Origin of the sequence: Streptomyces sp. NPDC059852 (assembly GCF_042731455.1) — a bacterium.
In the GTDB taxonomy this organism is placed as follows: domain Bacteria; phylum Actinomycetota; class Actinomycetes; order Streptomycetales; family Streptomycetaceae; genus Streptomyces.
On sequence record NZ_JBHWJK010000013.1, the window covers coordinates 1 to 12,000 of the forward strand.

9 protein-coding genes are annotated in these 12,000 nt (G+C 73.6%); 4 read left to right on the top strand and 5 right to left on the bottom strand.

Translation table 11 applies throughout. From position 1 onward, the window contains the following. Positions 1 to 168 precede the first annotated feature (168 nt). From ACFV46_RS18310 to ACFV46_RS18330, 5 genes are read right to left on the bottom strand one after another with little or no spacing between them, the layout of a single operon-like run. Complete coding sequence (locus tag ACFV46_RS18310; protein WP_385498869.1) at positions 169 to 1,479, bottom strand: DUF58 domain-containing protein; 1,311 nt, start codon at positions 1,477 to 1,479, stop codon at positions 169 to 171. Next, positions 1,479 to 2,468, bottom strand: coding sequence for an AAA family ATPase (locus tag ACFV46_RS18315; protein ID WP_385498870.1), 990 nt, complete (start codon positions 2,466 to 2,468; stop codon positions 1,479 to 1,481). The genes ACFV46_RS18310 and ACFV46_RS18315 overlap by 1 nt, the downstream gene beginning before the upstream one ends. Next, complete coding sequence (locus ACFV46_RS18320; RefSeq protein ID WP_385498871.1) at positions 2,468 to 3,676, bottom strand: DUF4350 domain-containing protein; 1,209 nt, start codon at positions 3,674 to 3,676, stop codon at positions 2,468 to 2,470. Before ACFV46_RS18320 ends, ACFV46_RS18315 begins: the two co-directional genes overlap by 1 nt. After that, on the bottom strand, positions 3,673 to 4,410 hold the full coding sequence (locus ACFV46_RS18325) for a DUF4129 domain-containing protein (RefSeq protein ID WP_385498872.1): 738 nt from the start codon (positions 4,408 to 4,410) through the stop codon (positions 3,673 to 3,675). Before ACFV46_RS18325 ends, ACFV46_RS18320 begins: the two co-directional genes overlap by 4 nt. A 43-nt stretch (positions 4,411 to 4,453) precedes the next feature. Beyond that, a complete protein-coding gene (locus tag ACFV46_RS18330; RefSeq protein WP_385498873.1) occupies positions 4,454 to 5,788 on the bottom strand; it encodes a glycerophosphoryl diester phosphodiesterase membrane domain-containing protein in 1,335 nt (444 codons plus the stop codon). Positions 5,789 to 5,928: 140 nt separating this feature from the next. Between ACFV46_RS18330 and mtnA the strand changes: the two genes are divergently transcribed. The 4 genes from mtnA (at position 5,929) to ACFV46_RS18350 (ending at position 11,829) form a co-directional block, all read left to right on the top strand. Beyond that, positions 5,929 to 7,077, top strand: coding sequence for an S-methyl-5-thioribose-1-phosphate isomerase (gene mtnA, locus ACFV46_RS18335; protein WP_385498874.1), 1,149 nt, complete (start codon positions 5,929 to 5,931; stop codon positions 7,075 to 7,077). Between the two features lie 157 nt (positions 7,078 to 7,234). Then, positions 7,235 to 7,924 carry a two-component system response regulator MtrA gene (gene mtrA / locus ACFV46_RS18340; protein WP_150136091.1) on the top strand — a complete coding sequence of 230 codons (690 nt, stop codon included), beginning with the start codon at positions 7,235 to 7,237 and terminating at the stop codon, positions 7,922 to 7,924. A gap of 1 nt (position 7,925) precedes the next feature. Next, complete coding sequence (gene mtrB / locus ACFV46_RS18345) at positions 7,926 to 10,004, top strand: MtrAB system histidine kinase MtrB (protein WP_376729741.1); 2,079 nt, start codon at positions 7,926 to 7,928, stop codon at positions 10,002 to 10,004. Next, the gene (locus ACFV46_RS18350; protein ID WP_385498875.1) at positions 9,994 to 11,829 is read left to right on the top strand and encodes an LpqB family beta-propeller domain-containing protein; all 1,836 of its coding nucleotides are present in this window, start codon (positions 9,994 to 9,996) and stop codon (positions 11,827 to 11,829) included. Before mtrB ends, ACFV46_RS18350 begins: the two co-directional genes overlap by 11 nt. Positions 11,830 to 12,000: the final 171 nt, after the last annotated feature.

Sequence of the window (12,000 nt, forward strand, 5' to 3'; positions counted from 1 at the left end):
CGATGGTACTGCAGGGGGGACCCTGTGGGAGAGTAGGACACCGCCGAACAATTTTTGAGAAAGGGCTCACACCTTACGGTGTGGGCCCTTTCTGCATTTCCGGACCGTGTGTCAGGCCCTTTCTGGTGTCAGAAAGGGCCTTTTCTCTTTTTTCTTTGCCGCTGTCGGCTACAGGCGGCCGGCTGTTTTGAGGGCCAGGTAGGCGTCGGCAAGGGCCGGGGCCAGGTCGTCCGGTGTCGCGTCCACGACGGTCACGCCGTGGCGGCGTAGTTGTTCCGCCGTGCGGTGGCGTTCGGTCTGGGCCTGGGCCGCCGACGCCGCCTCGTAGACGGCGTCCGTGCGACCGCGGGCTTCCGCCATGCTCGCGATGTGCGGGTCGGCGACGGAAGCGAGAAGGACCGTGTGGCGCCGGGTCAGTTGAGGGAGGACCGGGAGCAGGCCCTCCTCGATGGGGGCCGCGTCGAGTGCCGTGAGCAGCACGATCAGGGAGTGGCGGGGAGCCGTACGCAGGGCTGTGGACGTGAGTCCTCGGGCGTCGGTCTCGAGCAGTTCCGGCTCCACCGTGGCCATCGCGTTGACCAGGGCGGGGAGGACGTCTCGGGCTGTGCGGCCCTGGACGAGGGCGCGGACCCGGCGGTCGTAGGCGAGGAGGTCGACGCGGTCGCCGGCGCGGGAGGCCAGGGCGGCCAGCAGGAGGGCGGCGTCCATGGAGGCGTCGAGCCGTGGGGCGTCGCCTACGCGGCCCGCCGACGTGCGGCCGGTGTCCAGGACGAGAAGGATGTGGCGGTCGCGTTCGGGGCGCCAGGTGCGGACGGCGACCGCGGAGTGGCGGGCGGTGGCCCGCCAGTCGATGGAGCGGGTGTCGTCGCCGGGGACGTACTCGCGCAGGCTGTCGAACTCGGTGCCCTCGCCGCGGGTGATCAGGCTGGTGCGGCCGTCGAGTTCGCGGAGGCGGGCCAGCTTGGAGGGCAGGTGCTTGCGGCTCGTGAAGGGCGGGAGCACCCGGACGGTCCAGGGGACCTTGTGGGCCCCCTGGCGGGTGAACAGACCCAGGGGGCCGTAGGAGCGGATGGTGACGCGGTCGGCCTGGCGGTCGCCTCGGCGGGTGGGGCGGAGGCGGGTGGTCAGGCGCCGGCGTTCGCCCGCGGGGATCCTCACCTGGTGGCGGGAGGACGTGACCTCGGTGCCGGGCTGCCAGCTGCTCGGGGGCCAGGCGTCGCGGAGGTGGGCGCGGAGCGGGCGGTTCGACGGGTTGGTGACCGTCAGGGTGACGTCGGCCGTGTCGCCCAGGCGGACGGAGGTGTCGCCCGAGCGGGTCAGGCGCAGTCGCCGTACGGGGGCCGCCAGGGCGAAGTCGCAGGCGCAGGCGGCGGCCAGGGGGGCGTTGACCGCGAGGATGCCCGTCCAGCTGGGGTCCCAGATGCCGACGGGGAGCGAGGCCAGGGCCGCGAGGAGCGCGGCGCGTCCGGTGAAGGCCATCAGCGCGGGACGGGGACGTGGGCGAGGATCGCGTTGATGACGGAGTCGGCGGTGACGCCCTCCATCTCGGCCTCGGGGCGGAGCTGGACGCGGTGGCGGAGGGTCGGCAGGGCCAGGGCCTTGACGTCGTCGGGGATGACGTAGTCGCGGCCGGTGAGCCAGGCCCAGGCGCGGGCGGTCGCGAGGAGGGCGGTGGCGCCGCGCGGGGAGACGCCGAGGGCCAGGGAGGGCGACTCGCGGGTGGCGCGGCAGATGTCGACGACGTAGGCGGTGATCTCGGGGGAGACAGCGGTCTTGGCGACGGCCGCGCGGGCGGCTTCGAGGTCGGCGGGGCCGGCGACGGGGCGTACGCCGGCGGCGCGCAGGTCGCGCGGGTCGAAGCCCTCGGCGTGGCGGGTGAGGACGTCGATCTCGTCCTGGCGGGACGGCAGCGGGATCGTCAGCTTGAGGAGGAAACGGTCCAGCTGGGCTTCGGGGAGGGGGTAGGTGCCCTCGTACTCGACAGGGTTCTGCGTCGCGGCGACGAGGAACGGCTCCGGGAGGGGGCGGGGGGTGCCGTCGACGGTGACCTGCCGTTCCTCCATGGCCTCCAGGAGGGAGGACTGGGTCTTCGGCGGGGTGCGGTTGATCTCGTCGGCGAGCAGGAGGTTGGTGAAGACCGGGCCGGGCTGGAAGGAGAACTCGGCGGTGCGGGTGTCGTAGACGAGGGAGCCGGTGACGTCGCTCGGCATGAGGTCGGGGGTGAACTGGACGCGCTTGGTGTCGAGTTCGAGGGCGGACGCGAGGGCCCGGACGAGCAGGGTCTTGGCGACGCCGGGGACGCCTTCGAGGAGGACGTGGCCGCGGCACAGGAGCGCGACGACGAGGCCGGTCACGGCGGGGTCCTGGCCGACCACGGCTTTGGCGATCTCGGCGCGCAGGGCCTCCAGGGAGGTGCGGGCGGTGCCCTGGTCCCCGGTGCTCCCGGCGTTGTCAGTGGTCGGGTCCATCATGGACGGCGTACCTCTCTTTCGAGGGTGTCGAGTTGGTCGGCGAGGGAGACGAGTGCCGCGTCGTCGCCGGGCGGCGGGCCGAAGAGGAGCGTGTGCAGGGTCTGTCCGTCCCCGTGCCGGCGCAGGTGGGCGGAGAGTGCGGGGAGCAGTGCCTCGGGCGCGTGCGCCTGGGTGAGGGGGACACCTACGAGGGGGGCGAGGCGGATGCGTGTGGTGGAGCGAAGAGCGGTGGCCGCGCGGTCGCGTGCGTTCGCCTTGCGGTAGAGGCGGGCCCGGCCTTCGACGGTCTCGGAGGCGCGGATCGCGACGGGGAGTTTCTCGGGGACCAAGGGGCCGAGCCGACGTGCCCGCCACAGGGCGGCGACGGCCGCGGCGATGAAGAGCTGCAGGGTGCCCCAGAGCCAGCCCGAGGGGAGCAGGTCGAAGAAGCTGCGCCGGTCGTCCGGGTCGGCGGCCGAGGTGTCGGAGAGGGTGGGGAGGTACCAGACCAGATGGGGGCGGGAGCCGAGGAGTTGGAGGGCGAGCGAGGCGTTGCCCTGCTCGTCGAGGCGGTCGTTGAAGAGGATGTCGGGCGCGCCGATGACGACGGTGTCGCCGGTGCCGGCGCCGTCATTCTCCGGGATGCGCAGGAGGGTGGCGAGGCGGTTGCTGGGGTAGCACTCGTCGGCGTCGAGGTGGGTGGTGGTGTAGCGGATGCCGCCGGTGTCGGCGGTGCCGGCCCGGCGGGCGGCGGGCAGCGCGCAGTCGGGGGAGAGCGTGGAGTCGAGGCTGTTCGCGGGGTCCGCGGTGACGCCGGGGGCGAGCCGTTCGACGGACGGGCTGCCGGGCGCGACGAGGAGGGTGCGGCCTCCGGTGTCGGCGGTCGCCGTGCGCAGTGCCCTCTGCTGGGCGGGGGTGAGCAGGTCGGGGGCGGCGACGAGGAGGGTGGTGTCGGCGTCGGCGGCGGCGCGGGCCCCGTCGAGGGTGGTGACGACGGTCGTGTCCACCCCGCGGTCGGCGAGGAGTTCGGCGACGGCCCTGCTGCCCTGGCGGTCGGCGGAGCGGGGGTCGAGGGTGCCGTGCCGGGCGTCGGAGCGGATCACGGCGATCGCGACGGCCGCAGCGAGGAGGAGGACGACGCCGAGGGCGATGCCCCGCGTGCGGGTCCACACATGGCGGGCGGTGGGCGAGGCCGAGGTGGACGGGTGCGTGGCCTCGGTCGTCATCCGGCGGCTCCCTGGTGGTCCTGGGGGCCCGTGCCGGAGGCCTGGGCGGCGAGCTGCGGCTTGGTGTTCTCCAGGTCGCGGTCGAGGGTCGCCAGGTTCTGGTACGTCTGCCGGGTCGCGGTCCGCCCGCCGTATGCGACGTCGTCGAAGGCGTGGGCGGCGGCCCGCAGCCGGTCGGCGTGGGAGGGCAGGGGGCGGCCGGCGTCGGCGGCGGCCTCGTCGGCGGTGCGGCCGGGGCGGACGTCGAGGAGGGCGCGTTCCTCCAGGGCGCGGACGATGGCGCGCATGCGTTCCTGGACGGCTCGGTTCCAGTGGCCCTGGGCGGCGTGGGCCTCGGCGGCGGAGCGGTGGTCGGCGGCGCTGCGGGGGCGGTCGTCGAACAGGGCGGCGGACGAGACGGGTTCGCGGCGCGGGGTGCCCAGGCGCCACCAGAGGAGGCCGATCACGGCGAGGACGACGAGGATGACGACGACCAGGCCGAGCGGGCCGCCGGGGGTGGCGGTCGCGGCGCCGTCGAACAGGTCCTCGACCCAGTCCCAGAAGGTGTCCAGCGCGCGCTGGAACCAGCTGGGGTCGTCCTCGTGGTACATGCTCTTGGACAGCTCGCGCCGGGCCGCCTCCCGGGCGGGGTCGCGCGGCGTGGTCAGCGGCGGCGCGTCGTCCGAGGCCGCCGCCGACGCGCGTACGGCGGTGTCACCGGCGCGCGCGAGGGCGCGTGCGGCTGCTCCCGGCAACCCCGGTACCGCTGTGAGAACTCCCCCCGTCGGACTCACCGATTCAGCTCCCCGGGGTGCCGGTGCCGGAGCTCTGGACGCCGGCCGCGCGGGCCAGTTCGAGGTCGAGTGCCTCGCGGCGGATGCGCTGGTCGATGTAGAGCAGCACGGTCACGCCGGCCGTGATGGGCAGGGTGATCATGGAGCCGATCACCGAGCCCACCCCGCTGACGATGAGGAACGTCCAGCCGAACTCGGTGGTGCCGTCGAGGATGCCGGCGGCGCCCTGGCCGCTGACCGCGCCCGCCAGGAACGTGAAGGGGATGACGACGATCGCCGCGACGACGTTCGCGATGATCATGGCGAGGAGCTGGATGCCGAACACCCGCCACCAGGCGCCCTTGACCAGCTTGGCGGAGCGGCTCAGCGCCTTCCTGATGCCCTGCTTCTCCAGCATCAGCGCGGGGGAGGCGAGGGAGAAGCGGAACCACAGCCACAGCGCGACGACGAAGCCGCCGATCGATCCGAGGACGACGAGGGCGAAGCCCGCTTCCCCGGCGCCCGAGGCGGCCAGGACGATGCCCGGGACGGCGCCCGCGAAGGCGACGCCCGCGGTCATGAGGAGCAGCAGGAACAGCAGGCCGAACAGGCGCGGCACCTGCGCGCGGGCGTCACGCCACGCCTCGCCGGTGCTGACCGGCTTGCCGAGCACGGCGCGGCTGGTGACGGTCGTCAGCAGGGCGGTGGCGATGACCGTGCCGATCGCCGAGATCAGGAAGATCACGCCGGAGTTGAGCAGCGAGTCGCCCATGGCGCGGGTGAGCTCGTCGAGGGTGGCGCTCGGGTCGTCGAGGGCGTCGGTGTTGACGCGCTCGTCCAGGAGGAAGCCCTGGACGAGGATGACGAGGATCTCCGTCACGACGGCGACGGTGAGGGAGATGCCGAGGACCGTGCGCCAGTGGGCGCGCATGGTGGAGACGGCGCCGTCGAGGATCTCGCCGACGCCCAGGGGGCGCAGCGGGATCACGCCGGGCTTGGCGGCCGGCGGGGGTCCGCCCCAGCCACCGCCCCAGCCGCCGTATCCGCCGGGCGGCCCGTAGCCCTGGGGGGCGCCGCCCCAGCCGCCGGGCGCGCCGGGGCCGGCCGGGGGCCTGGCGCCCCAGCCCGGGCCGGGCGGTGGGGGCGGGGCCTGGCCGGGGGCCTGGGTGCCGGTGGGCGCGGACCACTGGCCCGCCGGGGGCTGCTCCTTGGACCACTTCGGGCCGGGGGCCTGCTGGTCCGCCGGTGGCTGCTGCGCGGAGTCGGCGCTGTCCGAGGGCTCGGCGGGACCGGACGCGCCGGGTTCCTGCCCGTCGGACGGGGCGGATCCGGGCGAGGCCCAGCCCGGAGTGTCGTTCATCGTCGCTCCTTCACGGTGCCCGTCCGCGGTCGCGGCGGCAGTTCGGCAGCCATCGTGCCATGGGGGCACCGGGGAGGTACCCGCCGAGGTATGGCCTGCTTCCCTTCAATGGTCCGCCGGATGCGGGGCAGACTGACGGCATGGCTGATCAGTACGCGCATTCCGGTGAGGACGACAGGCCGGCCGAGATACCGGCGATCCGGTGGGACGAGCCGCCCGAGGGTCCGGTGGTGGTCCTGCTGGACCAGACGAAACTGCCCGCGGAGGAGGTCGAGCTGGTGTGCACGGACGCCTCCGTGCTGGTGGAGGCGATCCGTTCGCTGGCCGTGCGCGGGGCGCCGCTGCTCGGGATCGCCGGGGCGTACGGGGTCGCGCTCGCCGCCGCGCGCGGGTTCGACGTGGACGCCGCGGCCGACGAGCTGGCGGGTGCCCGTCCGACCGCGGTGAACCTGGCGCTCGGGGTGCGCAGGGCGCGGGACGCCTACCGTGCCGAGCTCGCCGCGGGCGGGGACGCTGAGCGGGCGGCGTCGGCGGCGCTCGGGGCGGCGCGGGCGCTGCACGCGGAGGACGCCGAGGCGAGCGCCAGGATGGCCGAGCGGGGACTGGCCCTGCTGGACGAGCTGCTGCCCGGCGGTGGGCACCGCATCCTCACGCACTGCAACACCGGGGCGCTGGTGTCGGGTGGTGAGGGGACCGCGTTCGCGGTGGCGCTCGCCGCACACCGGGCGGGGCGGCTGAGGCGGCTGTGGGTGGACGAGACGCGGCCGCTGCTGCAGGGGGCGCGGCTGACGGCGTACGAGGCGGCGCGCACCGGGATGGGGTACACGCTGCTGACGGACAACGCGGCGGGTTCGCTGTTCGCGGCCGGTGAGGTGGACGCGGTGCTGATCGGGGCGGACCGGATCGCGGCCGACGGCTCGGTGGCGAACAAGGTCGGGAGCTATCCGCTCGCGGTGCTGGCGCGCTACCACCATGTGCCGTTCATCGTGGTGGCGCCGCTGACGACGGTCGATCCGGCGACGCCGGACGGGGCGTCCATCGAGGTGGAGCAGCGTGCCGGGTCCGAGGTGACGGAGCTCGCGGTGCCGCAGGCGCCGGTCGTGGGCGGGCCGGGCAGCGGTATCCCCGTCGCGCCGCTGGGGACGCAGGCGTACAACCCGGCTTTCGACGTGACGCCGCCCGAGCTGATCACGGCGATCGTGACGGAGGAGGGCACCGCGTCTCCTGTGACGGCAGAGGCGCTGGCCCAGCTGTGCGCGAGGGCGGGGGCGACGGCGCGAACGGCATGATCCAGCCGCGGTGACAGGGTGGGCAGAGGGGGTCAAACCCCTCCAAAGGTGACGCACTGTGTGGGGGACGAGGGCAGACAGTGCGGATGACCTACGACTAAGGTCGCTGGTCGGTGACCTATCTCACCACTGCCTTCGCCACCGTTATGAGAATGGGATGATGTCGTTTATGAAGGGACGAGTCCTTGTCGTCGACGACGACACCGCACTGGCCGAGATGCTCGGCATTGTGCTGCGTGGTGAAGGTTTTGAGCCGTCTTTCGTAGCCGACGGCGACAAGGCGCTGGCCGCATTTCGCGAGACCAAGCCCGATCTGGTGCTGCTCGATCTGATGCTTCCCGGCCGGGACGGCATCGAGGTCTGCCGCCTGATCCGGGCGGAGTCCGGCGTGCCGATCGTGATGCTGACGGCGAAGAGCGACACGGTCGACGTGGTCGTCGGCCTGGAGTCCGGCGCCGACGACTACATCGTGAAGCCGTTCAAGCCGAAGGAGCTCGTCGCCCGCATCCGGGCGCGGCTGCGGAGGTCGGAGGAGCCGGCGCCGGAGCAGCTCGCCATCGGCGACCTGGTCATCGACGTGGCCGGGCACTCGGTGAAGCGGGAGGGGCAGTCCATCGCGCTGACGCCGCTGGAGTTCGACCTGCTGGTCGCGCTGGCCCGCAAGCCGTGGCAGGTGTTCACGCGCGAGGTGCTGCTCGAGCAGGTCTGGGGCTACCGGCACGCGGCCGACACCCGGCTGGTCAACGTCCACGTCCAGCGACTGCGTTCCAAGGTCGAGAAGGACCCCGAGCGCCCGGAGATCGTCGTGACCGTCCGTGGCGTCGGATACAAGGCAGGGCCGAGCTGACATGTCCCAGGACAGTGCCGCTACGGCCCCCGGTCGGACCGGGACCCGTCGGGAGCGGCCTGTCGGCCGGAAGACGGCGGGTTCCCGCTGGGGGCGGTTTCTGGAAGGCGGGCTGCTGCAAGGAGGGGTCCAGGGCAGCCCGGTCCTCCGTCTGCTGCTGCGCTGGGTGCGCCGGCCGTTGCTGCCGGTCATGCGGCTGTGGCGGCGCAACATCCAGCTCAGGGTCGTCGTCTCGACCCTGGTGATGTCGCTGGGCGTCGTCCTGCTGCTGGGGTTCGTCGTCATCGGGCAGGTCCGCAACGGCCTGCTCGACGCCAAGGTCAAAGCCTCGCAGAGCCAGGCGACCGGCGGGTTCGCGGCGGCCAAGCAGCGGGCCGACGAGTCCGCCGCGGGCTCCGCCGACGACGGTGCCCCGACGGACGAGCGGTCCCGGCAGAACGTCATCCAGTGGATGAGCGACACCGTCTCCTCGCTCTCCAGCGGTGGTCAGGGCGCCTTCGAGGTCGTGACGCTCCCCGCCGCCGCGGGCAGTGAGACCGGAGGGCGCGGCCGGCGTGCCTCCGGCGGCGTCGACCCGACCGCGAGCGTGCCCGAGGCGCTGCGGGAGCGGATCGACGGCACCACCGGCGTCTTCCAGAGCTACACCCGGATCGTCTACCAGCCGAGCGCCCACAAGGAGTCCCAGCCGGGCCTCGTGATCGGCAAGCAGGTCAGCGACCCCAACGGTGACCAGTACCAGCTCTACTACCTCTTCCCGCTCACGCAGGAGGAGAAGTCGCTCAGCCTGGTCAAGACGACGCTCGCGACCGCCGGGCTGTTCGTCGTCGTCCTCCTCGGCGCCATCGCGTGGCTCGTGGTGCGCCAGGTCGTCACCCCCGTCCGCATGGCGGCGGGCATCGCCGAGCGGCTGTCGGCCGGGCGGCTCCAGGAACGGATGAAGGTCACCGGCGAGGACGACATCGCCCGCCTGGGTGAGGCCTTCAACAAGATGGCGCAGAACCTCCAGGTGAAGATCCAGCAGCTGGAGGACCTGTCGCGGATGCAGCGCCGGTTCGTCTCCGACGTGTCGCACGAGCTGCGCACCCCGCTGACGACCGTCCGCATGGCCGCCGACGTCATCCATGAGGCGCGCGAGGACTTCGATCCGGTGACCGCGCGGTCCGCGGAGCTGCTGGCGGACCAGCTGGACCGGTTCGAGTCGCTGCTCGCCGACCTGCTGGAGATCAGCCGCTTCGACGCCGGTGCCGCCGCGCTGGAGGCCGAGCCGATCGACCTGCGGGAGGTCGTGCGGCGCGTCGTCAGCGGCGCGGAGCCGCTCGCCGAGCGCAAGGGCACCCGGATACGGGTGGCCGGGGACCAGCAGCCCGTCGTCGCCGAGGCGGACGCCCGCCGGGTGGAGCGCGTACTGCGCAACCTCGTGGTCAACGCCGTCGAGCACGGCGAGGGCCGGGACGTCGTGGTCAAGCTGGCCTCGGCCGGCGGAGCGGTCGCGGTCGCGGTCCGCGACTACGGCGTCGGGCTCAAGCCCGGCGAGGCGACCCGCGTGTTCAGCCGTTTCTGGCGGGCCGACCCGGCCCGCGCGCGGACCACGGGCGGTACCGGTCTCGGCCTGTCCATCGCGCTGGAGGACGCACGGCTGCACGGCGGCTGGCTCCAGGCATGGGGTGAGCCGGGCGGCGGTTCGCAGTTCCGGCTGACGCTGCCGCGTACGGCCGACGAGCCGCTGCGGGGCTCGCCGATACCCCTGGAACCGAAGGACTCGCGGCGCAACCGCGGCCTGGACGACGCCGGTCTGCCCTCCGGAGGCAAGTCGGCGACCGTGCCGGCCCAGCCGCAGGGCGAGCAGGGAGCGCTGCGGCCCGGGCGCGACCCGATCGCGTCGCGGCAGAGCGCGGCGCCCAAGGCCGACCCGACGGCGTTGCCCGGCAACGGGGCCCGGGTGGTGCCCCGGCCCGCGTCGGGCACACGGCGGCTGGAGGACACCATCGGTGAGCAGCCCGGCGAGAAGGACGTGCCGGGCGAGGGGGCCGGGAAGGCCGAGGAGCGGGACAAGCAGGGGGAGACGACTCGTGGGCGCTGACCGCAAGCGGGCCGTCCGGCGGCACGGACCGGGACGCACGGCGGCCTTCGCGGCCTGCGGCACCGTCCTGCTGGCCGGGTGCGCCTCGATGCCTGACAACGGTGATCTGCGCGGGGTGGAGTCCACACCGCGGCAGGAGGCCCAGGTGCGGGTCTTCGCCGTGCCGCCGCACGAGGACGCGTCGTACTCCGAGATCGTCACGGGCTTCCTGGAGGCGCTGACCAGCGACGACCCGGACTACGAGATAGCCCGCAAGTACCTGACCCCGCAGGCGTCGGCCAAGTGGCACCCGCTGCGGTCCACGACCGTGCTCGCCGACGGCCCCGGCGCCCAGCCCGACCGGGTCAGCCGGGAGGAGACGGACAGCCTGTCGTACACGCTGACCGGCACCCGCGTCGCCACAGTGGACGCGGAGCAGTCGTACGCGCCCGCCGACGGCGACTACCGCGAGAGCATGCATCTCACCCGCGACAAGAAGACCCGTCAGTGGCGCATCGACGTGCCGCCGCGCGGGGTCGTCATGGGCCGGTCGGACTTCCAGCGCAACTACCTGTCGGTCGACCGCTACTACTTCGCCACGGGCACCAGTGCCGGGACGGCCCCGCACACGGCGGCCGTCGCCGACCCCGTCTACGTGCGCAGGAACGTCGACCCGGTGACCGAGGCGGTGCGCTCGCTGCTGCGCGGCCCCACGCGCTGGCTCGACCCGGTGGTCCGCTCCAGCTTCCCGACCGGCACGGCGCTGCGGAACGCCTCGGAGTCGCTGACCCCGGACGACCAGAACAAGCTGACGGTGCCGCTGAACGGCAGGGCGGCGCGGGTCGGCGTGGACAAGTGCCAGGAGATGGCCGCCCAGCTGCTGTTCACCCTGCAGAACCTCACCCCCACCATGGACGAGGTCGAACTGCGCGCGGGCGACCGGCAGTTGTGCCACCTCACCGCGGAGGACGCCGAGGAGATCGCCGTGCGCGGCTCGGTGAAGCGCGCCGACTATCTGTACTTCCTCAACGACAAGCACCGGCTGGTACGGCTGGCGGCGGCGACCGCCGACACCGAGCCCACCCCGGTGCCGGGAGCCCTCGGGGAGGACGTGCAGCTGGGGTCGGCGGCCGTCGCGCGCGACGAGGACATGGCCGCCGGGGTCGGACTCGACGGCAAGAACCTGTACGTCGGGGCGCTGGTGTCGGGCGGCCCGCTCGGGGAACCGGAGCTGACCAGCGCCGGTCCGTCCGCCGGGAAGCGGCTGTCGGCGCCCAGTTGGGACGCGCAGGGCGACCTGTGGGTGGCCGACCGAGACCCCGGCAAGCCGCGCCTGCTGCTGCTGAGGAAGGGCGTCGACGACCCGGTCGAGGTGAAGACCCCGCCCGGCCTCGAGGGCCGGATCGAGTCGGTCCGTGTGGCCGCCGACGGTGTGCGCATCGCGCTCGTCGTGAAGGACGGCGAGAAGTCCTCCCTGCTCATCGGGCGGATCGAGCGGGGCGACGACGGGGCAGGCGACGGTTCCGGGGTCTCCGTGCACGAACTGCGCTCCGCCACGCCCGAGTTGGAGGAGGTCACGGCCATGTCGTGGGCCGGGGACAGCCGGCTCGTCGTGGTCGGCCGCGAGAAGGGCGGCGTGCAGACGATGCGGTACGTGCAGGTGGACGGCTCCACGCCGGAGGGGCCCGCGCCGGCGGCCCTCAGCGGCGTCAAGGAGATCACCGCGTCCGAGGACGCGCGGCTGCCGCTGGTCGGGTACTCGGAGGACGGGATCGTACGGCTGCAGTCCGGGACGCAGTGGCAGAAGGTCACCGCGGACGGGACGGCGCCGGTCTATCCGGGCTGAGCCGCCGCGTGCCCCGCTCGGTTTTCCGGGCGGGCGGCGGGGCAGGGGACCGGTGCGGTGTTTTGAGTTCGGGGCGGTGGCTTTCGCCCCGGGCGGATTGGTCGCGTCCCCAGCCGGTTTTCGGAGGCGCGTCCCCGGGTGTTTCCCGCGGCGCGCTCCGGCGGGTTGCCA

Coding starts and splice junctions, on each gene's coding strand:
- ACFV46_RS18330 (WP_385498873.1), bottom strand. CDS start 5,788: ATGAACGACACTCCGGGCTGGGCCTCGCCCGGATCCGCCCCGTCCGAC.
- mtnA (WP_385498874.1), top strand. CDS start 5,929: ATGGCTGATCAGTACGCGCATTCCGGTGAGGACGACAGGCCGGCCGAG.
- mtrA (WP_150136091.1), top strand. CDS start 7,235: ATGATGTCGTTTATGAAGGGACGAGTCCTTGTCGTCGACGACGACACC.
- mtrB (WP_376729741.1), top strand. CDS start 7,926: ATGTCCCAGGACAGTGCCGCTACGGCCCCCGGTCGGACCGGGACCCGT.
- ACFV46_RS18310 (WP_385498869.1), bottom strand. CDS start 1,479: ATGGCCTTCACCGGACGCGCCGCGCTCCTCGCGGCCCTGGCCTCGCTC.
- ACFV46_RS18320 (WP_385498871.1), bottom strand. CDS start 3,676: ATGACGACCGAGGCCACGCACCCGTCCACCTCGGCCTCGCCCACCGCC.
- ACFV46_RS18315 (WP_385498870.1), bottom strand. CDS start 2,468: ATGGACCCGACCACTGACAACGCCGGGAGCACCGGGGACCAGGGCACC.